This is a genomic window from Vibrio sp. R10-SG3-ISO10, from assembly GCF_059834185.1.
This window is the reverse complement of the sequence record NZ_JCBDHG010000001.1, coordinates 25,982-47,709: the sequence shown is the minus strand read 5'-3', so window position 1 is coordinate 47,709 and position 21,728 is coordinate 25,982. Positions and strand designations below refer to the sequence as shown.

Genomic DNA, 21,728 nt, shown 5'->3' with positions numbered 1-21,728 from the left:
GCTACCCTGCACTTTCGACAAAGCTGTAACCTTTGCCTCTTACCGTTTTGATATGCTGTTTTGATAAACCCGCTTCAACAAACTTACGTCTTAGATTGCTGATGTGCATATCGAGGTTACGATCAAACGGGCTTAACTCTTTTTTGAGCACTTCGATTTGTAACTCCGCTTTCGAAACCACAATGCTTTCGCGGCTGATCAAATAATTGAGCAAGTCGGCTTCAGTACTTGTCAGTGGCAGGTTAGACACTTTTGAAGCGGGCCCAGAAACATCAATGCTTTGACTTTGCCGCTGCTTTTCTAATCCTACCCGACGGAAGATCGCTTTAATGCGAGTTAGAAGTTCAGGTACTTTGAACGGTTTGCCGATGTACTGATCCGCACCCGACTGATACCCATCCAACATGGATTCTTCATCATTAAGCGCTGTAAGCATAAGAATTGGCGTAGCAAAACGTTGGCATATTTTACGTGCCACCTGCATACCATTAAGTTTGGGCAGCATGACATCGAGTAACACCAAATCGACCGGTTTTTTCTCGATGTATTTAAGTGCGGTTTCACCACAGTGTACACACTCTACGCTGTACCCTTCTGTGATAAGTACATCTGCAAGTAATCCACACAACTCGATATCATCATCAACAACTAAAATTCGCGACATGAGAACAACAGTACAATTGAAAAGAGTTCGCATTCTAATCTGAACCCTAAAACAACACAATGTCCTGTTGCTAGATAATGTTCTTAAACGTCTTTATACCAACTAGCATAAGTAGATGTTCAGATATTGGTTCTGGTGGGTGCTATTTACGTTTTGAAACGCCCAATCGCCAGACTGCTCCCGTAAGACTTTTAAGTTTGACCTTAGTCGCTCGCCAGTGAGTCGAAGGTGTTCTAGGTGCGGTATCGACTAAATGTTGATAGACCTGTTCGTTCAGCTCGACTTGCCCACCGTGTGCCACCAAAAGCACTTTGGGGTTTAGATTATAAACGCGCTTTAACGACGCTTTGTATTTGTTCGGATGGAAAATGGGAAAGGGTGAAATCAGTCGTTGCTTCACTTCAACCATTAGGTCAGCGACGTAAAGGATGTCGCGTTCAACGTTGTGCAGCGAGAGATCTCTATCCGTATGTCCTGGCGTTTCTAATACTTTCCAGTCTTCAAAATTGGGAATCGCTTCCCCATCTCGAAGCTCTACATCTGCATTAAGCTTTCTCGAATACCATAAATTACGCTTTGGTTTACGCTTTCTATTGGCGACCCAGCGAGCCAAAGCAATATCCGTTAAGTGCATCAAGAAGCCGTCGATACCTGAATACCAATCTTTATCCCTTTTCGCGGAGACGATCGTACACCCTGTTATCTCGCGTAGTTTGTGTGCAGCACCAGCATGGTCTGGATGCATGTGCGTTACCACAACCGTTGTCAAATCAGTGAAAGGCCTTTGAAGTTCATGAGTGATGAACTTTTTAATATAGGAGATATCTGCTCTAGACGCTCCGTCGAGAAGCATTAGCTTGTCTGTATATTCGGCGAGGTAGATTTTTTGAATATACCCATCTAGAGCGTGAATTTTCATGACGCAAACCAATTAACAAATCATTTACATTTCAATGTAACAAGCTTTACAGCAAATGACAGAGTAAACACTCTAAACTGTGAACTTTGAAGACTTGTACTGAACTAAACGTCAGAAGATCTAATTCAATAGGATTAAAAACCGGTGGATTTAACACCACCCGCAAGATTAGGTTTATAGCATCGGCAGCCTAATTTTTGTGCATGGCAAGACCCGTCTTATCTGCTACTTGCTTCACGACCTTATTCACTTCAATCGCGATATTTGATAGCTCTTCCATCTCTTGCTGAGTAAATGGGTGGATAAGAATCGTCTCCGCGCCGTTTTTCCCTACCACGGTAGGTACGCTGAGCACGACATCTTTCAATCCATACTCTCCATCTAGCAAAGTAGCAACAGGTAGCACTGAGCGCTCATCAATCATAATCGATTGGATAATACGGAAAACACTTGCGGCAATACCGTGGGTGGTATTTTGCTTGCGCTTAAAGATCTCGTAGCCCGCTTGTTTTACCGACTCAAGTAACTCATCGGCACAAATTCGCTCGATATGGTGAGTATCACAATAGAAATCGGCCGGCTGCCCAGCGATGGATATTAAGCTCTTAGGCGTAAAGCAATGACTACCATGCTCCCCTAACACATAACCAAACACGTTCTTAGGATCCAGATTGACACGGCTAGCGACAATACTCATAAGGCGCGCCGTATCAATCACACAGCCACTACTGATGACTTTTGAGCGCGGAAAGCTGGTATTGGTGGCAATAAAGTGGGCGACTAAGTCACAAGGGTTACTGACAACAATCAGTGTGGCGTTAGGGGCCACTCGTTCAACTTGTTTTGCAATATCAACACCGATGCGGCTATTGATTTCTGCCAGATCGATACGAGTTTGACCTTGCTTGATTTGAGCACCCGCAGTAACAACCACGATGTCGGCACCAATCAGCGTTAGGTAATCATCGGTGGGTACTAGATGAGTATTTTTTGAAAACGTCAGTGCTGAGGTGTGCCTGAAGTCAAACACCTCTCCTTCTGCTCGTTGCAAGTCTTTATCAAGCAGCACCAATTCACTAATGCTACCCAGTGTCAGGAGGTAATTACACACCCCAACCCCGACTGAACCTGCTCCAATTACACCGATTTTCATTTAACTTTCCCTGTATTCGTTACCTCTTAACTGTGGATTGTACTAACAATTACATCAATTATTCCAATATAATTTTATGCTAAAAATAAATAACAGAATTTACGACTACAGATTAGATAATGATTAGGGTCTGTTGACCTTTTGCGGTTAAATTTTGTTCGAGATAAAAGCGTTTTAATCGCGGCGAGTGGCGGACGGCTAGTTGTTTGTGGCCTAGTCATTCTAAGCAAAACACCTCTCAACAAAGAGTAAAACGGTTTTTGCGGGGGCGCCCAGCTCGAACCCTTCGGGCAGCGTTTGTGGCTCCTTTCTACTGCGTTATCGGCTTATCAAGTAGGTTAACTACATCTCAAAGCCTCTGCCTTGTATAAAGAACCCACAAACTGCTGCAAAAATCAGCTCAAAAGGTCAACAGACCCTAGTTTCTTCCTTTAAACAGTCGACCATCAGTTCGGTAGAAGATCAGAGCAAGCAGAATTAAGCTGCATCCAATTAACTTGTTGCGTGAAAGCTGTTCTCCATACCAGAGAATACTCAGGATAACCGTCCAGATTGGTTCCAAAAGCATAATGAGCGCAGCGTTGGCTGGGTTACATCCCTTTTGCCCTAGAGTTTGCATCACGTACCTAAGACTCGTAGCTAGCAGTGCGCTAAGAGCAAACCAACCCCAAATAGACGCTTCAACACTTTCAGGTATCGTCTCAAATAATGACGAAGCAACCAGTGCTAGAACTCCGGTTACAAACAGTTGAATGCAAGTCAGCATCAAAACAGGCATTTTCTGCGCGAGCTTGCTGTTCACATTGAAGTGAAGCGCAAGAAGACAGGCATTGGCAAGAAACCACAATTGCCCTGCTGAGCTTTTCCACCCATCCGTTAATGACAGCATTGCTAAGCCAGCGATAGCAATCGGCATCGAAACCCAAAAGGCTCTTTTCGGTCTTTCTTTGTAAAGTACCCATGCAATGATTGGCACAATGATCATCGAAAGGCTGACAATAAATGCCCCTTCACCGAGCGTCTCACTGATAGAAATTGCATAAACCCAAGTCAGTAGCGCTAACGCCAGAATGCTACCTCCTCCTATGGCTTGAAGTAGCAATTGGGTTGTTAAGTCCCTAAAGCGCTTATAGCACAGTGGTAACAAGCAAATAGAAGCCACAACAAAGCGCAACCCAACAAAACCAAATGGGGGAAGACCTTGTATTGCTTCTTTGGAGAAGATCCAGCCTAAACCAGCGAGTGCAGTGGTGAAGAACAGAATCCAGGCAGCTTTACTTTCAGCGTTCAATTTACATCTCTCTAAGGTCGAACGACCTATCTATTTTATTATTAATATCCGACTGATAGTGTCAGATTTAGGCTGTAATGGCTATGAATTATCTATCCAAAATTTCAGCGAAGGAGTAATCTGTTCTCTTTCCATCATTGAGAAGAAAATATGATTATTGTTGGACATCGCGGAGTCGCTGGTCGCTACCCTGAAAATACTAAAGTCAGTATAGAAGCGGCCATTAACCTCGGGCTCGATTGGGTTGAGGTAGACGTGCAGCCCACAAAGGACGACCAACTTGTTATCTGTCACGATCATACAATTAATAGATGCAGTGACGGTTCCGGTCGTATCGATAAACTGACTCTGAAGCAACTGAAAGAATATGATTTTGGTGCTTGGTTTAATGCAGAGTTTGCCAACCAGACGCTTCTCACTCTAGAAGAACTTCTCACTCTGGCTAAAACACACAACTTAAAACTCAACCTTGAGATAAAAGTAGACCGCCATGATGTTCAAAAGGTGTGTGAGTTACTCAAAGCGCAATTAGCCAAAAATAATGTTGATCCTTGCGATGTAGTGCTTTCGAGTTTTAGTCATGCAGTTATACGTCAACTTAACCAATTGCTCCCGCAATATAGACTCGGTGTGTTGTGTAATCGTCTCGACAAGAAAACCAAAACTCTCCTTAAAGAAGTCGATGCGTTTAGTTGCAACATCAACTATCACAGGGCTAACAAGCAGCAGATTGAACAACTCAAGCATGACGGATATCAGGTATGGAGCTACACCGTCAACAACCCAAATTCACTGAAACACCTCCCTAACCTAGACGCGATTTTTAGCGACTTCCCCGAGCGATTCTTATAACGCTACTGACGTTCTGACATACAGTGTTATCCAGTACTACTGTATAACACTGTATAAGCCATAGTGACCTGCATCACTATTTATGAATTATTTGTCAAATCTCTCTCGCACCCAACAACTTTATATTTATTTTATATATCAACACTTTAAATAACACACCGAACTCACATCGTTCTAACTCTGTTTAAATGCTGCACAAAAATGCTTGCCAACACAGCCAATAAAAACTACTGTATAACCATACAGCATGTACAAAGGAACAGTAATTATGATTCAGGCACATACTCAAACTCACACGTTCTCTAAATACAATGTTTTGGCTCAACCTACAGCGCCAATGAACATCGATAACGATACGTTAAGTCGCCTAGCTGGTCTTTCTGGCCAGAAACAATGGATCTTATTTACTGCTGAATGTCCTCGCCCTGACTATGAGCAGTTCGCTGCCTTCAGTGTGAGCTGTAAGAAAATTATCCAGATGAAAGCTTCTCAAAAACAGTCTGAGTTTGAAATTGTTAAGAAAGCGATTGAATCAGGTAATGCGAGTGCTGTTGTTGCATCAAACAATATTCCTATGGTTGAGCAAAGCTTACTCCGCAACCATGCTATCCAATTCCAGTGTGAAGTCTTTTTCGTTGAGGGCAGAGTTAACCAGTATCACTAACAAGCTCAACAAATTCACTGTCTTTTTGCCCTACCTTGTGTGGGGCTTTTTCTTTTTTGCACCCTATTGAGCTGTTTTTCGCCATATAGAAAAAAACAAAGCAAACGTTTGCTTTTTCTCTGGCAGCACAAAATAGTTCTGGTATTATGCGAAGCAAATAAATTATCTGCGTGGATAATTTCACCACCTTGCTAAAGTATAGGAATGTCAAAATGAGTCTCGCTGATCAAGTTCTAGCTGTTAACGATGATCTTCCAATTCGTACCGATAAACCCGTCCACAGTGGAAAAGTTCGCTCTGTTTACTGGCTAACTGAAGAAGACAGCAAGCGTCTTATCCAAGAAAAAGGTTATGACGTTGCCCCTGATGCGCCTCTTGCTATCATGGTAATCAGTGACCGTATCTCAGCGTTTGACTGTATCTGGCATGCTGAAGGCGGCTTAAAAGGGGTTCCTGGAAAAGGCGCGGCACTCAATGCGATTTCCAACCACTGGTTTAAGCTGTTCAAAGACAACGGTTTGGCAGACAGCCACATCCTTGATATTCCCCACCCTTTCGTTTGGATCGTTCAAAAAGCGAAACCAATTATGATTGAAGCGATCTGCCGCCAGTACATTACTGGCTCAATGTGGCGCTCTTATGAGAAAGGCGAACGTGAGTTCTGTGGTATTGAGTTACCAGAAGGGCTAGAAAAGGATAAAGCGTTGCCAGAGCTGCTGATGACACCTTCAACGAAAGGCATTTTAAAAGGCATTCCGGGCGTGCCTGAAGCGGATGACGTCAACATTACTCGCCAAAACATCGTTGATAACTTCGAAGCGTTCAACTTCTCTAAAGCAGATGATATCGCTCAATATGAAAAACTGCTACGCGAAGGCTTTGTTGTCATTAGCAACGCTCTTGCAGAAATCGAGCAAATCTTTGTTGATACCAAATTTGAATTTGGCTACGTCAACGATGCAGCAGGTAACGAAAAGCTGATCTACATGGATGAAGTGGGCACTCCAGATTCATCACGCATTTGGGATGAGCGCGAATACGATGCAGGAAATATCGTAGAGAACTCGAAAGAAGGCTTCCGTCAGTTCTTGCTTAACCACTTCCCTGATCCAGACATTCTGCTTAACAAAGAGCGTATGGATGAGCGTGAAGCATTAGCGCGTGACAATGAACTACCTCTAGAAGCCTTGATGGATATTTCTAAGACTTACCTCGGCATTGCTGAGAAAATAACAGGCGCTGAGATTGAGCTAAGCGACAATCCAAAACAGGAAATCATAGATATCCTTAGTCGTGATTACGGTTTGGTTGACTAGCTCCAAACGCAATCGAATTAATGCCCTAACCACTGGTTGGGGCATTATTTTATCAAAAGTATATCGTGCTTGAAGCCGTGCTAGATATAGTCAAGTCGTTAAACAAAGTAATAAATGAAGAAAATTCGTGGGAGACGGTGACATCGACCTCACTGCCAGGTGAGTTATCCGGAGACCAAACCACTGAAGTGGTCACATTGTTTATCGGTGAACGTGACTGAACAAAGGCAGAAATAGTCGACTCAGTTGCTGGAGCATCACTAGACCTTAGAGGATCTTTAACAGCCTGGCTGCCTCTTACTGCAGCATAACGGGCTCCCTCTCTAGCTAAGTGAGACAAAGCGCCATTTGAATACACATACCTAGCCCCCTCTATAATAGAGAAAATCATAAACATAAAAAGTACCGACACTAGGGTGAATTCAACAATTGTCATCCCTTTTTGCGTACTTGAATATCTACTGAAGCGCTTCATTCCACTCTGTACCTCGCAGACCTATTCAAAGTGACGGTCCCAGGCATCGCATCATGGCCGCTGAAGGTTTTAAAGTTTCGTGAAACCGTTGTTTGTATGTACACTTCTTTGTTTTCAGGGCAGCTTTCGGAACATGCGCTCTCTGTTGGTTCAGGCAAAGAAACTGCGTCTGAGTCGTAGCAGCGACAAACTCTAACAGAAGTTACGTCTACGCGAGAAGATTCACCGGTATTCATGGATAAACCTTGCGCATCTTTTGAGGCAATCGCTAACATGCCCGCGGAATCTATTGCTTCATCAATATCGGTGCTGTGTATCGAGCCATATCCAGCGGCTGCATTGGCAGAACTATTGGTCACAATAACTTCGGACATGACTCTACCGAAGTCGACAGCGATATAAAGGAGCAACATAATGAACGGAGTGAGTATTGTCAGTTCAACGGCAGCGAGTCCAAGTTGGTTGTTAATGCGTTTCATTGCTTGATCTCCTTTTCACTCAACAAGCGAAATTCGAACATAAGGACCTGAACTTAGTCCACTTGGTGCACTCGAGTTATGGGTTATAACAAGAGAAGAATCACTGGCTACTTGTATATATCTGGTTATGAATACACCATTTGTTGCCGCCACATCCGTGTTACTTGATATTTCCAAGTACTGATTGCCCGCATAGAAAGTCCCTGCCAACTGTGCGCTAGCACTACTGTTAAGCTTATTAACAGGGTCTTGTTGCGGGCCGGACGTTTCCGGTGCATCTCTGTCGGTGTACCAAAAAATGTCTTCATACTCGTCTTCTACACCGCTCTCACACGCTGTAGTGCTTGCTTGACTACAAGCAGATAGATTTAAGGTTCCTGAAGATTTTACATCCAAAGGGTGAAACTCTTCTTCGCTATAGCTGCTGCCATAGTTGCTACAAGCCATCTTGGCGCAAGTGTTATATATAAAGACCCCATCTCCCTCCAACTTAGCGTCACTACCATCAACAACGAGCCCCCCTCCTTGCATTATGTATGTTCCGGGGCTCATAGTTACGTCAGCTGAACCCTTGATAAAAAGACCTCCGCAATAAGAGCCTGGGTTAATGGTTCGAGTTTGTGAATCAATCTCATAACGTTCATACAACCCACCACCCTTACTGTTTCCACTATAATCACAACCACCATATGCAACAGCTGGGGCGGCAAGGGAGCTAAGAGGGTCTGAAATTGCATCAGCACCTTCATTAGCGGATGGATCTATCGTACTGCCACTCTCATAGGCTCCTCCAACAACATCAACTTTGGATGTTTCCAATGTAGAACCACTATCGACATAAAGGCCCTTGCTATCTTCAGAGTTCGCATGCGCGCCACAATTTGCGCTGAGAGTAGAGCCACTTGAAACATGGAAAGCTTTTTCATGATCGTCACCTAGCGCGTAGACACAAGCACTGGACGAAATCACTCCATTAGCAACCGCCCTAGCTGAATAGTTGAAACTGTCAAAACCAATAAACTTTAGGAAGAAAGTAGACACATCCTTTGTGATGACAACCTCGACAAAATCGCTATCTCCAGCATAAGGTCCGGATGAAGGAGGGCTGTTGACAGATATTGAAACACCATTGACGCCGTTTTCAAAACCATGAGCCTGTACTTCTGAAGTACCATATTTTTGAATGTCACTGCTGCTATGACCATGATATTTTTCAAATGCAGCAGAAATGGCGCCAGCATCCGCTGCTATTTGGGCTTGTCTGAAGTCTCCATAGGCAAAACCTGAATCAACGGCTAATCCTATAAACCCAATTAGAACCGCTGAAGCTACCGTGAAAAATATCGTCACAAGCCCATTCTGCTTGCCAATACGTTGCTTCATCACTGACCATCCCCAGCTTGGAACTCATAGTAAAGTCTAGTTTATGATTACACTTTAATCTAATGTCATCTGACTCTCGCAACCAAATAGATAAAATGGTTAATCTGCTATTTCCAATCTTCTCGACAGCGGGTATAACATTAGTATTCCTACTGAATTAAATAGTTATGGATTACCTAGCCCTTTCTCGAATCAGCCTTAAACACCTTACCGTGTTACATGTCCTTCTTAGTACTCATAGCGTCACCAATGCCGCCAAGGTTCTATGCGTTACCCCGTCGAGTGTGAGTAAGACTCTCAACCAGCTGCGTGATCAACTTAAAGATGAGCTGTTCTACCGTGAGGGAGGCCAATTAATTCCAACGCCATTTGCGCTTAGTATTGGTTCTGAAGTTCATAAAATATTGTCGAGCATGAATGGTATTTTGCACCAAGGTGCTTTCAAACCAGCGGAATTTGAGGGGACGATTTCTCTCTCTATGCGCGAAAGTACCTTTGAACTGTTCGCGTCAAAAATCGCGCTCATCATAAACCAGCTCGCCAAAGCAAGAGCTATCAATGTTTATGCGAAAGAGCAGTTAAGTTTTGATGCCTTGGTGCGCGGGCAAGTCGATTTTATGATCTTACCGCATGATATTAGCCAACCGCCGACTCGGAGCCGAGAGCTAATGTGGAAACAGATTCATTCAGATGAGATGGTGTGCTTGATGTCAGAACTACACCCACTCGCAAAGAGTGAGTTGGATATACCCGGATACCTCTCGTATCAGCATATCGGTATTTTGGACAAAGATCTCGCTGAGCCCTACTTCGAGCAAAACCTGACACAAAAGTACGGCGCCCGTAAGGTGGCTATGTCAGTCGCGGATTTCGGCGCTGCCGCGATCATGTGCCACCATTCACAACACTTACTGACCTGCTCTAAAATGTGGGCTGAAAACGCAGCGCAAGCGAAAGGCTTAGTTTCTAAACCTCTTCCTTTTGAGTATGGTGAGGTTGCCTATAGCTTAGTGTGGAACCAAGCAAGCTTAAACAACCCAGCGCTACACTGGCTCCATCAGCAATTAACGATCGCGGACTAAGTATATATAGCGGGGGTAAGTATCGGTTGGACAATTTTATCTGCAATAAGTGAGCGAAACCGATTCATCTCATCTTCGCTACATTTTACCCACTCTAGTGCTTGCCCACTCACCCCATGATGCTGAAACGCATTGAGTCGAACGACTACATCATCTGGCAGTGAACGGATTAGCTTCACAACCTCATCGATTTCACTGTCCAGATCGCTTTTCCTCGGAACGTGTAACAGCCTAAGCTCATGCAGTTTTTTGCCGCTTGCTAGGTAGCGAATCGAATCAATCACCCTATGGTTGTCTCTTCTGGTTAGCCACTGATGCGTTTCACTCTGCCACGATTTTAAATCGAGCATAACGCCATCAAGAACAGGTGTGACTCTCTCCCAAGCATGAATGGGTAAATAGCCGTTACTATCAATGAAACAGGTTAGATGCCCTAACTCTCTGTCTGCTTTGATGGCACTAAATAACGCTATGATAAACGGAAGCTGGAGAGTGGCTTCTCCACCCGAAACCGTGATGCCGGAAATAAAGAAGTGTTGGCTACGGATGAGTTCCAAGATCTGAGTGACATTGTAACGCCTAATCTTGGGGCTCGATTTGTGACCACAGATATCGATACATTTATCGCAGTGAGTGCAAAGCCCTTCATCCCAAACCACTTTGCTATCAATCATCGCTAACGCTTGTGTAGGACATGAATGAACACAATCGCCACAGTGATTACAATGATTGATCGTATGTGGGTTATGGCAATTTAAGCAATCGAAGTTACACCCTTGTAAAAAGATGACCAGGCGATTACCCGGCCCATCAACACAAGAGAAATTAAGAATGCGGCTAACTAACGCTGACTTCTCACTCACTGCTGTGCCCTATTACTTGTAAACTGGCTCTGTTTCCATGCTGACCACGCGAGGTGAACGGTCTAAAATTCCAGTGTTCTTCGCCGCCTCAGCTCCCAAGAAAGTGGTGTTTTTACGTGAGCCTTCCTCGGCAAACTTGTTGATATCAGAAAGCTTAATCATATAACCCGTGACACGGACTAAATCATTAGATGCAACGTTCGCGGTAAACTCTCTAAAGCCTTGCCTCAATGCCCCCTTACACAAGTTGAACATCGCCTCAGGGTTGGATTTCACCGTTTCATCTATGGTCAAAATATCACTAATGCCAGAGGTGTAATATTTGTGCTGCTCAGCCGTTGCTTGAACATAAGACACAGGATCAGGTTCGGTGCCATAAGGGATACGAACACCTGGCGTCACATCTTCATCCAAGCTTATCCCGCCTTGAGCGTGAAGCAGCGCCTTACCCTCTAAACCATATTTCACTGGGCTGCTATCGACAAGGAGAGCGAGCTTTTCTGATATTGCCAGTGCAAGTCGATTTGCCTGCTGACTGTGGCCGTATTGCTCATCAATGCCTTCTTTGTCAAGCAAGATATTGACCGCTTCAGCCATGCCATAAATGCCATACATAGGTGCAAATCGATTCTCTTCAACCAAACCTTCAGTCGTTAAAAAGCCTTTGAAGAAGTTCGATTTCTCGTGCAGGTGACTGCTGCGCGCATCCATAAGCTCAATCATTAGCTCACTATAAGATGGTAAAACGTAGTCTAGAAAATCTGTTCTATCTTTGGCACGCAATGCGACTTCTTTTAAGTTCATGCGAACTAAGGTATTCGAACCACCAGCAAGAGGCAGAGAGTTGTAGCAACTAACAATGCCAAACTTATTCTCACCATAAGCGGCCGCATGCATCGGATAATTAGCGATATGAGGTTTGCTACATTCACAGATATTGGTCGTCGCTTGTTTGAGTAGATCGTCTGGGGTGACGTTCGCGTCGTACATAAAGGTTAAGTTCGGAGCGATCTGCTTTAACTCTGCGTCGACTCGTAAAATTGTTCGGCAAATGACATTGTCTGTAGGGCCAATATTCACATGCATAAAGGCATCTGGCAGCGTTCTATCGAGCATGATCCAGAAACGTTTCAGCTTGGTGTAAATTTCCGCTTCACTTAAGGTTCCTACATAGGGCAACAGGACATCATCAAGCTGACCAAGATAGACCGGAATATTCGTTACAGAAGGAACATGGTGGTAGATGATCGTCAGTAGATTCAGCGCATCATCAAAATCAGTCGCGGGTTCTAGTTCTAGGTAATCTGAGCCTTGCTTAAGGAACTTCGCATAGTCAGGTAAAACATAGCGAGGTTTGAAAGGGGCATGGCCTTCAAACATGTCACAAATTACGCCCTCTTCCATCGCTTTTGAAACACCTTCAGAAACCTTCATATAGGGAAGACTGGCTTCCGCTTCTAGGGCTAAGAATTGGTTTTTCTGTTTTGGAGAGAGCTTAGCATCGGTAACAATATTGTTTATACGTTGCTGAAATGCGTTGTTAACATCAGACATAATTATTTCCCTTATTATTTATAAGGATTCTAACTAATATCCTCTATGTCCACTATTGAGATTATGTTGATGACTAATGTCCATTTTGGAAATTCATATTCAAAAAAAGCCCCGAACTTTCGGGGCTTTAAGAGTCATTGGATTACAGTTTAAATCGCTGAATCTCTTGCTCTAGTTCGTGAGATAGCTCAGACAACTGTGCGGCTTGTGCTGCTGCGTCGTGTGCTTCATCTGCAAGTTCATTCGAAACATCACGAATACCAACGGTGTTACGCGTGATTTCAGAAGTGACTGACGCTTGCTCTTCAGCAGCAGAGGCAATTTGGGTCGCCATATCGCTAATACGCTCTACCGCTGTTTGGATTTGAGTCAGGCTCACCGCAGCTGAATCAGCGTCCGCTACACTGGTATCGGCTAACTGACGGCTATCACCCATGATGCCCACAGCTTTACCCGTTGTGCCTTGCAGCGTTTCAATCATCTGCTGGATTTCTTGGGTTGAAGCGTGTGTACGTTGGCTTAGAACACGAACTTCATCAGCAACCACAGCGAAGCCACGACCTTGTTCACCCGCACGCGCTGCTTCAATAGCGGCATTAAGCGCAAGTAAGTTAGTTTGCTCTGCAATATCCTGAATCGTAGAAAGAATAGTACTGATACTATTACCATGAACTTCAAGCTCTTGAATTACTTCTGTCGCGACCTGAACTTCCGTTGCTAAGTTTTGAATCGAGCCTTGAGTCTGAACGACCTGCTCACCACCGTGAACACAAGCTGTTACCGCTTCAGTTGAATTCTGCGCTGTATTATCTGCGTTGCCAGCAATTTCTTGCGTTGCTGCCGCCATTTCATTGATCGCTGTTGCGACCATATTGATCTCATCTTGCTGCAAACGAATACGCGCACTGCGCTCTTCTGCTTGTTGCGCTGTTTGTTTTGACTGCTCTGACAGCGATGCAGACACAAGACTCAACTTAGAAACCATAGTATGCATATTGCCAACGAACGTATTGAAGTTCGTTGCCAACTGACCAACTTCATCGTCGCTACGTGGTTCAAGACGCTGAGTTAGATCGCCTTCACCGGAAGCAATTTCTTCAAGCGCATTTGAAACACGAACCAAATCTTGGAACAAGAAGCTCACTAACCAAGAAACCACAGCAATAACAATTAATGTAATGACGACTGCGGTAATAATTAGGCTTTGTAGCAGCTCTGTGTGTGCCGCTTCTTCTGTTGCGCGATCCATCTCAATAGCGAAGATCCACTGCGTATCTGGAACCTTAGTAAAGAAATACAACTTCTCTTGACCATTACGTTCAATCAACTTGATTGAGCCAGCGTTTGCAGCCTCTTCGATGGCACGTAGAGTGAACTCTTTTGAGAGTGTAGTAACAGGCTTAAGAGAAAGAGATTTATCTGGGTGGGCTAAGAAGCTGCCATTCTGAGTATCAATCAACATCGCGTAAGCATTTTTACCCGCATCTAAGTTGATCACATCGTTAATTAGTTGATCAATCAATACATCAGCGCCAACCACACCAACAAACTGACCGTTACGGCGAATTGGTTCAGCAATCGTCACTAACAAGGCATTAGTAATCGCATCTTTGTATGCCGTAGTGATGATTTGACGGCCTGCATTATTAGCATCGATATACCAAGGGCGAACACGTGGGTCGTAATCAGCTCGGTTACGCTCAGGGTGCGAACGGTACATACCACCTTCTGGCGTGCCTAAGAAGATGTCATCAAAGCCGCCAGCTTTTCTCGCTTGTTGTAGGTATGGAACAACGTCGATTTCATTGCTGTAGTCATTAAACGCAGAGGCAATATCCTTACGAATATTGATCCAGTCTTTGATACCAGCAGAAGCCGTCGTCGCTAGACTTTCTGCTCGCGCATAAACACCATTTTGCGTTTGTTGCTTAAGTTGATCGGCGGAAAGCCAAGTTAGCGCACTCGCCATTAGCACCACTGCTAACAGGCTTGCACCTATAAGTTTTTGTTTTAATGATAAGTTCATAATCGATTATTTTGGTTGTGGAACAGACAGAGATTGCGAATTTTATAGTCAATTTCTTCTATATGCACGCAAAATTATCGAGTTATTCACTTACACTAACTATTTGTAATATAGTTATTTTTCTGACGTCAGAGAGTCGTCACGTCGGCAGCTTTGTTACTCACCTTTTGAGGCTCTTCTCGTATCTGGGGATTATCTCTGTAGTACTTATCGATCAATTCTTTTCCATATATCACTTCAGTTTGCATATGAAACGCCAGCATTGTTGTAGCAATAAGTGCAGAGATAATATTAAACCATTTGGTCACTTTCTTTCGGCGGACTGGAGAATAGATAGCAATGTTCACTGCCACCAGTGCAAACGGATATATCAGTATTATTGCGATTAAAACAGCGAGATAGTTGGAAATCGCCATAGGCGTGTCGTAACCCATAAACACCTCCGATTTAGGTTTCAATACAATCTAACCTTGAAACATGTCTTAAGTCTCGGACTGCTATTGGCTCTGAGCGCTTTGATGCTCAGCACTTGAAGTCACTCGAAGAAATGAAAGTAGTGAATGATTAGCACAAAAATGCCAGACACTAGGTCTGGCATTTTGATGTTCAATTAACTGAATTACTCTTCAGCATCATCGCTTGCTGCTGGCGTCTCGTTAGAGTCAGTAGTTTCTTGTGCTACCTCACCATCAACGCCTTCTTCACCTTCGACGAGTTCCGCTTCTTCTACTTCATCGATACGTTGTAGACCCACAACGTTTTCATCTTCAGCAGTACGGATTAGTGTAACACCTTGCGTATTACGACCTACTTGGCTTACTTCAGCAACACGTGTACGAACTAGAGTACCAGCGTCGGTGATCATCATCATCTCGTCGCCTTCTTCTACTTGTACTGCGCCAACTACAGGGCCATTTCGCTCAGAAACTTTGATCGATACAACACCTTGTGTCGCACGGCCTTTGGTTGGGTATTCTGCAAGTTCAGTACGCTTACCGTAACCATTTTGCGTCACTGTTAGGATGTCACCTTCATTTGAAGGAACAATCAGCGAAACAACTTGATCATCATCAGCAAGCTTCATACCGCGAACACCTGCTGCGGTACGGCCCATTGCACGTACTTTATCTTCTGCAAAGCGAACGACTTTACCCGCTTTCGAGAACAGCATGATATCGCTTTCGCCGTTTGTGATATCAACACCGATTAGAGAGTCTTCATCACGTAGGTTTACAGCAATTAGACCGTTCGCACGAACATTTGCAAACTGATCTAGAGATGTCTTCTTAACGGTACCGTCACCTGTTGCCATGAAGATGAATTTCTCTGGTGAGAATTCATCAACAGGTAGAATCGCAGTGATACGCTCACCTTCTTCTAGTGGAAGAATGTTAACAATTGGCTTACCGCGAGCGGTACGACTTGCTTGAGGTAGTTGGTAAACTTTCAGACGGTAAGTCTTACCACGAGTAGAGAAACATAAGATGTTGTCGTGGGTATTCGCCACTAGAAGACGTTCAATATAGTCTTCATCTTTCATCTTAGTTGCACTCTTACCTTTACCACCACGACGCTGAGCTTCGTAGTCGCTTAGGATTTGGTACTTAACGTAACCTTCGTGAGATAGCGTAACAACAACATCTTCACGAGCAATCAGCTCTTCCATGTCGATATCGTGGCTTGCCGCTGTAATCTCAGTACGACGTGCATCACCGAAGCCATCACGTACTGCTTCGAGTTCTTCACGAATCACTTCCATCAAACGCTCAGTGCTTGCAAGAATGTGCATTAGCTCAGCGATCTCATCTAGAAGTGCTTTGTACTCATCTAGAATCTTCTCGTGCTCTAAACCCGTTAGGCGGTGTAGGCGAAGCTCTAGAATAGCTTGTGCTTGAGTTTCAGTCAGGAAGTACTGACCGTCACGGATGCCGTATTGATCTTCTAACCACTCTGGACGTGCAGCATCAGTACCGGCACGTTCAAGCATTGAAGCAACGTTACCAAGATCCCAACCACGCGAAACCAAGCCCACTTTTGCATCAGCTGGTGTTGGTGCGTTCTTGATCAGTTCTATAACTTCATCAATGTTTGCTAGTGCAAGAGAGAGTGCTTCAAGGATATGTGCACGCTCACGCGCTTTACGCAATTCGAAGATAGTACGGCGAGTCACCACTTCACGGCGGTGATCAACAAAGCACTTCAACATATCTTTCAAGTTGAATAGCTGTGGTTGACCATTATTCAGTGCCACCATGTTGATGCCGAATGTGGTTTGAAGCTGAGTTTGTGCGTAAAGGTTGTTTAGAACCACTTCGCCAACTGCATCACGCTTACATTCGATAACAATACGCATACCGTCTTTGTCAGACTCATCGCGTAGCGCACTGATACCTTCAACTTTCTTATCTTTAACTAGCTCAGCGATCTTTTCGATCAAGCGTGCTTTGTTAACCTGATAAGGAATTTCGGTAACAATAATGGTTTCTTTACCATTCTTGTCTGTTTCGATATCCGCTTTCGAGCGCATGTAAATCTTACCGCGGCCCGTCTTATAAGCATCGACGATACCTTTACGGCCACTGATTAGCGCTGCTGTTGGGAAGTCTGGACCAGGAATGTAGTCCATTAGCTCATCAATAGTGATCGCTTCATTATTGATGTACGCAAGACAACCATCAATTACCTCTGTCAGGTTGTGCGGAGGAATGTTGGTTGCCATACCTACTGCGATACCAGAAGCACCGTTTACCAATAGGTTAGGAATTTTTGTAGGTAGAACAGCAGGGATCTGCTCAGTGCCATCGTAGTTAGGCACGTAGTCTACTGTTTCTTTATCTAGGTCAGCCAAAAGTTCGTGGGCAATTTTTGCCATGCGAACTTCGGTGTAACGCATTGCTGCCGCTGAGTCACCATCGATCGAACCGAAGTTACCTTGACCGTCGACCAGCATGTAACGAAGTGAGAACGGCTGAGCCATACGTACGATTGTATCGTACACAGCGCTATCACCGTGTGGGTGATATTTACCGATTACGTCGCCAACAACACGGGCAGATTTTTTATATGGTTTATTCCAATCATTACCTAGTACATTCATCGCGAACAAAACGCGGCGGTGTACAGGCTTTAGGCCATCACGCACATCTGGAAGAGCACGACCCACGATTACTGACATCGCGTAGTCTAGGTATGAACCTCGAAGCTCATCTTCAATGTTTACGGGCGTGATCTCTTTCGCTAGATCGCTCATAGAGCCATTATCCCTCTATTTATAGATCGTATGTACAATACGCTTAAGGTGCAAAAATATAACATACATTTCAGTGGTTCGGCATTACTTTCCCTCTCCTTTTATCAGGTTGTGAGCTTGGTTGTGAATCAAACGCCGAGAATTTGCACACTCATCTGATATCTTGCTGATAAATGGTTATATTTTATCCACCCGTAGAGAAAAGTGATCCCGTCTATGGAGTGTATGTGGTTAACAGGTATAATGCCTGTCATTCAAGGAAGCGGTTAAATTAGTAGAGTTGTTATGACCCAATCACAAAACGTCGATCCAAACGAAATTAAGAAGTTTGAGGATATGGCCTCACGCTGGTGGGATTTAGAAGGTGAATTTAAGCCTTTGCATCAGATCAATCCTTTGCGCCTCAACTATGTTTTGGACAATTGTGATGGCTTGTTTGGCAAAGAAGTTTTAGACGTCGGCTGTGGCGGCGGAATTTTAGCAGAAAGCATGGCCAAAGAAGGCGCGATTGTCACCGGTCTTGATATGGGTAAAGAGCCATTAGAAGTGGCGAGACTGCACGCTCTAGAAACGGGCACTAAGCTCACCTACATCCAGAGTACAATTGAAGATCATGCGACTGAAAATCAAAGTAAGTATGACGTTGTGACCTGTATGGAAATGCTTGAGCACGTCCCGGACCCACAATCAGTGATTCGTTCATGTGCCGCTTTGGTGAAACCTGGTGGTCACGTATTCTTTTCAACACTTAACCGCAACCTTAAATCTTATCTGTTCGCGATTGTCGGCGCAGAAAAGCTGTTGAAGATTGTCCCTGAAGGCACTCATGATCATGATAAGTTCATCCGCCCTGCTGAGATGATTAAAATGATTGATCAAACTGACTTAACCGAAACCGGGATTACTGGCCTGCACTACAACCCTCTGACAGACACCTACAAGCTAGGTCAAAATGTTGATGTAAATTACATCGTTCATACTCAGAAATTTTAACATTTGTCACATACTAGATGTAGTGGTCAAGATTAAGGCGATAGCACATGCTCATCGCCTTTTTTAGTGCCAATTGAAGCAATTTTTGTCGGTTTGATTCCAAAATAATCAAAGCAAAAATCGAAGACAACTTTGACCAAAGATCAAGGAATTTTTTTTTGTTTGTGGTTACTTCTAAACCGATCTAAAAACGGTAATTAATTACAATCTTACCCGCTCTAACTTCATCGGTTAGTAGTCACTTACTGTTTTTTTTAATTTTGTTAGTTATCCACAAGTCATCCAAGATCTGTAACTTGAAAAGCCATGGGGATAGCACTATCTTGTAACTCGCACCTTGGTGCACCCCTATATGTTGTGTTTGTACTACAATATATAGATAGACTTTGATCACAAAGCCGGAACGATTTTTACAAGAATTACACAAAAATACGGCTTTTATCAGTTTTGTTAGGGAAATGAAGCAGAATGAACCAACAACTTACCGTTACTAAGCGTGACGGACGCAAAGAAAGTATTGATCTCGAAAAGATCCATCGCGTTATCACCTGGGCTGCCGAAGGTCTAGACAACGTCTCTGTATCTCAAGTAGAACTACGCGCTCACATTCAGTTCTATGACGGTATCACTACATCTGATATCCATGAAACCATCATCAAGTCTGCAGCAGATTTGATTTCTGAAGAGACGCCTGATTACCAATATCTAGCGGCACGTTTGGCTGTATTCCATCTACGTAAAAAAGCGTATGACCAGTATGAGCCACCAACGCTATACGATCACGTCGCTCGCCTTGTGGATATGGGTAAATACGACCAGCACATTCTGGAAGACTACACCAAAGCAGAACTTGATGAGCTAGATGCCTACATCGATCACAAGCGCGATCTCGATTTTTCTTATGCAGCCGTAAAACAGCTTGAAGGTAAGTACTTTGTTCAAAACCGTGTATCCGGTGAAATCTACGAAAGTGCGCAGTTCCTTTACATCCTAGTTTCTGCTTGTCTATTCGCGAAATACCCGAAAGAGACACGTCTTGATTACATCAAGCGCTTCTACGATGCGACATCGACATTCAAAATTTCTCTACCTACGCCGATCATGTCTGGCGTACGTACCCCTACTCGTCAGTTCAGCTCATGTGTACTTATTGAGTGTGGCGATAGCCTAGATTCAATCAATGCGACAGCAAGCTCTATTGTTCGTTACGTTTCTCAACGTGCTGGTATTGGTATCAACGCTGGCCGTATCCGTGCTCTAGGTTCAGAGATCCGTGGTGGTGAAGCATTCCACACGGGTTGTATCCCTTTCTACAAATACTTCCAAACAGCGGTTAAATGTTGTTCTCAAGGTGGTGTTCGTGGCGGTGCAGCGACTGTGTTCTACCCACTATGGCATGGTGAATCTCAAGCACTGATGGTTCTTAAGAACAATCGTGGTGTTGAAGAGAACCGTGTTCGTCACATGGACTACGGTGTACAGCTAAACCGCTTGATGTATCAACGTCTAGTTGAAGGTGGCAACATTACTTTGTTCTCACCATCAGATGTGCCAGGTCTGTACGATGCGTTCTTCGAGAACCAAGACGAGTTCGAACGTCTATACGTTCAGTACGAAAACGATCCATCAATCAAGAAAGAAACCGTTAAAGCTATCGAGATGTTCTCTATCTTGATGCAAGAGCGTGCTTCTACTGGTCGCATCTACATTCAGAACGTTGACCACTGTAATACGCACAGCCCGTTCGACTCAGAAGTTGCACCTGTTCGTCAATCTAACCTATGTTTGGAAATCGCGCTGCCAACTAAGCCGCTAACAAACGTTGAAGATGACTCTGGTGAGATTGCTCTGTGTACTCTATCTGCATTCAACCTTGGTGCGATTAAGTCTCTTGATGACTTTGAAGAGCTGTCAGATCTTGTTGTTCGTGCACTAGACGCACTACTGGATTACCAAGACTACCCGCTACCAGCTGCGTACAAGTCAACGATGAACCGCCGTACTCTAGGTGTTGGTGTGATCAACTACGCTTACTACTTAGCGAAGAACGGTGTGAAGTACTCAGATGGCAGCGCAAATGGTCTAACACACCGTACATTCGAAGCGATGCAGTACTACTTGCTGAAAGCTTCAGTCGCGCTTGCGAAAGAGCAAGGTAAGTGTCCTTTATTCGAAGAAACAAACTACGCTAAAGGCCTGATGCCAATCGACACTTACAAAAAAGATGTCGACCTAATTTGTGACGAGAAACTGCACTACGATTGGGATGGTCTACGTGAAGAAATCATGACGCACGGCCTGCGTAACTCTACCCTAACCGCGCTAATGCCTTCTGAGACATCTTCTCAGATCTCTAACGCGACAAACGGTATTGAGCCACCACGTGGTTACGTTTCAGTGAAGGCGTCTAAAGACGGTATCCTGAAGCAAGTAGTGCCAGATTTCCTTGAGTACAAAGACAACTACGAACTGCTATGGAACATCGGTTCAAACGATGGTTACCTGCACCTAGTGGGTATCATGCAGAAGTTTGTCGACCAAGCGATTTCAGCAAATACTAACTACGACCCAACGCGTTTTGAAAGTGGCAAAGTGCCAATGAAGAAACTGCTTCAAGATCTGCTAACTGCGTATAAGTTTGGTGTGAAGACACTTTACTACCACAACACACGTGATGGCGCGAGCGACGATCAGAAAGACGCAGTACAACCACAAGATGACGATTGTGCAGGCGGCGGTTGTAAGATTTAAACCATAATCCTGA

General features: G+C 44.2%; 18 protein-coding genes. 6 read left to right on the top strand and 12 right to left on the bottom strand.

Going from position 1 to position 21,728, the window contains the following annotated elements:
• Position 1: 1 nt before the first annotated feature.
• The 4 genes from AC6R16_RS00175 to AC6R16_RS00160 form a co-directional block, all read right to left on the bottom strand.
• Positions 2–664: a response regulator transcription factor gene (locus AC6R16_RS00175; RefSeq protein WP_500642082.1), complete on the bottom strand. Its 663-nt coding sequence runs from the start codon at positions 662–664 to the stop codon at positions 2–4.
• A 142-nt stretch (positions 665–806) separates the two neighbouring features.
• Positions 807–1,583 carry an MBL fold metallo-hydrolase gene (locus AC6R16_RS00170; protein WP_500673162.1) on the bottom strand — a complete coding sequence of 259 codons (777 nt, stop codon included), beginning with the start codon at positions 1,581–1,583 and terminating at the stop codon, positions 807–809.
• Between the two features lie 190 nt (positions 1,584–1,773).
• Positions 1,774–2,736: a lactate/malate family dehydrogenase gene (locus AC6R16_RS00165; protein ID WP_500642080.1), complete on the bottom strand. Its 963-nt coding sequence runs from the start codon at positions 2,734–2,736 to the stop codon at positions 1,774–1,776.
• A gap of 418 nt (positions 2,737–3,154) precedes the next feature.
• On the bottom strand, positions 3,155–4,027 hold the full coding sequence (locus tag AC6R16_RS00160) for a DMT family transporter (protein ID WP_171801666.1): 873 nt from the start codon (positions 4,025–4,027) through the stop codon (positions 3,155–3,157).
• Positions 4,028–4,177: 150 nt separating this feature from the next.
• Between AC6R16_RS00160 and AC6R16_RS00155 the strand changes: the two genes are divergently transcribed.
• From AC6R16_RS00155 to AC6R16_RS00145, 3 genes are all read left to right on the top strand, one after another.
• Positions 4,178–4,879, top strand: a complete 702-nt coding sequence (locus AC6R16_RS00155) for a glycerophosphodiester phosphodiesterase family protein (protein ID WP_500642079.1) — start codon at positions 4,178–4,180, stop codon at positions 4,877–4,879.
• Between the two features lie 268 nt (positions 4,880–5,147).
• Positions 5,148–5,543, top strand: a complete 396-nt coding sequence (locus tag AC6R16_RS00150) for a hypothetical protein (RefSeq protein WP_004742824.1) — start codon at positions 5,148–5,150, stop codon at positions 5,541–5,543.
• A 212-nt stretch (positions 5,544–5,755) separates the two neighbouring features.
• On the top strand, positions 5,756–6,859 hold the full coding sequence (locus AC6R16_RS00145) for a phosphoribosylaminoimidazolesuccinocarboxamide synthase (RefSeq protein WP_500642078.1): 1,104 nt from the start codon (positions 5,756–5,758) through the stop codon (positions 6,857–6,859).
• A gap of 52 nt (positions 6,860–6,911) precedes the next feature.
• Here the strand turns inward: AC6R16_RS00145 and AC6R16_RS00140 are convergent, their stop codons facing one another.
• The 3 genes from AC6R16_RS00140 to AC6R16_RS00130 are packed head-to-tail and all read right to left on the bottom strand — an operon-like array spanning position 6,912 to position 9,196.
• The gene (locus AC6R16_RS00140; protein WP_500642077.1) at positions 6,912–7,295 is read right to left on the bottom strand and encodes a TadE family protein; all 384 of its coding nucleotides are present in this window, start codon (positions 7,293–7,295) and stop codon (positions 6,912–6,914) included.
• 35 nt (positions 7,296–7,330) lie between these two features.
• On the bottom strand, positions 7,331–7,813 hold the full coding sequence (locus tag AC6R16_RS00135) for a TadE family protein (protein WP_500642076.1): 483 nt from the start codon (positions 7,811–7,813) through the stop codon (positions 7,331–7,333).
• A gap of 15 nt (positions 7,814–7,828) precedes the next feature.
• Complete coding sequence (locus AC6R16_RS00130) at positions 7,829–9,196, bottom strand: TadG family pilus assembly protein (protein ID WP_500642075.1); 1,368 nt, start codon at positions 9,194–9,196, stop codon at positions 7,829–7,831.
• A gap of 167 nt (positions 9,197–9,363) precedes the next feature.
• On the opposite strand from AC6R16_RS00130, the gene AC6R16_RS00125 reads away from it, so the two are divergent.
• Positions 9,364–10,278: a LysR family transcriptional regulator gene (locus AC6R16_RS00125; protein WP_500673161.1), complete on the top strand. Its 915-nt coding sequence runs from the start codon at positions 9,364–9,366 to the stop codon at positions 10,276–10,278.
• On the opposite strand, the gene AC6R16_RS00120 is transcribed toward AC6R16_RS00125, so the two are convergent.
• From AC6R16_RS00120 to gyrA, 5 genes are all read right to left on the bottom strand, one after another.
• Entirely contained in the window at positions 10,275–11,141 is an 867-nt protein-coding gene (locus tag AC6R16_RS00120; protein WP_500673160.1) for a YjjW family glycine radical enzyme activase, read from the bottom strand. The genes AC6R16_RS00125 and AC6R16_RS00120 overlap by 4 nt on opposite strands.
• Before the next feature lie 12 nt (positions 11,142–11,153).
• Positions 11,154–12,695, bottom strand: a complete 1,542-nt coding sequence (locus AC6R16_RS00115) for a YjjI family glycine radical enzyme (RefSeq protein WP_500673159.1) — start codon at positions 12,693–12,695, stop codon at positions 11,154–11,156.
• A 142-nt stretch (positions 12,696–12,837) separates the two neighbouring features.
• Positions 12,838–14,721, bottom strand: coding sequence for a methyl-accepting chemotaxis protein (locus AC6R16_RS00110; protein ID WP_500642071.1), 1,884 nt, complete (start codon positions 14,719–14,721; stop codon positions 12,838–12,840).
• A gap of 128 nt (positions 14,722–14,849) precedes the next feature.
• The gene (locus AC6R16_RS00105; protein ID WP_500642070.1) at positions 14,850–15,155 is read right to left on the bottom strand and encodes a hypothetical protein; all 306 of its coding nucleotides are present in this window, start codon (positions 15,153–15,155) and stop codon (positions 14,850–14,852) included.
• Between the two features lie 185 nt (positions 15,156–15,340).
• Positions 15,341–17,971 carry a DNA topoisomerase (ATP-hydrolyzing) subunit A gene (gyrA, locus tag AC6R16_RS00100; protein ID WP_500642069.1) on the bottom strand — a complete coding sequence of 877 codons (2,631 nt, stop codon included), beginning with the start codon at positions 17,969–17,971 and terminating at the stop codon, positions 15,341–15,343.
• Between the two features lie 285 nt (positions 17,972–18,256).
• Between gyrA and ubiG the strand changes: the two genes are divergently transcribed.
• Together ubiG and nrdA are read left to right on the top strand one after the other, a co-directional pair.
• The gene (gene ubiG, locus AC6R16_RS00095) at positions 18,257–18,964 is read left to right on the top strand and encodes a bifunctional 2-polyprenyl-6-hydroxyphenol methylase/3-demethylubiquinol 3-O-methyltransferase UbiG (protein ID WP_500642068.1); all 708 of its coding nucleotides are present in this window, start codon (positions 18,257–18,259) and stop codon (positions 18,962–18,964) included.
• Positions 18,965–19,432: 468 nt separating this feature from the next.
• Complete coding sequence (gene nrdA, locus AC6R16_RS00090) at positions 19,433–21,715, top strand: class 1a ribonucleoside-diphosphate reductase subunit alpha (RefSeq protein WP_500642067.1); 2,283 nt, start codon at positions 19,433–19,435, stop codon at positions 21,713–21,715.
• The last annotated feature ends 13 nt before the right edge of the window (positions 21,716–21,728 follow it).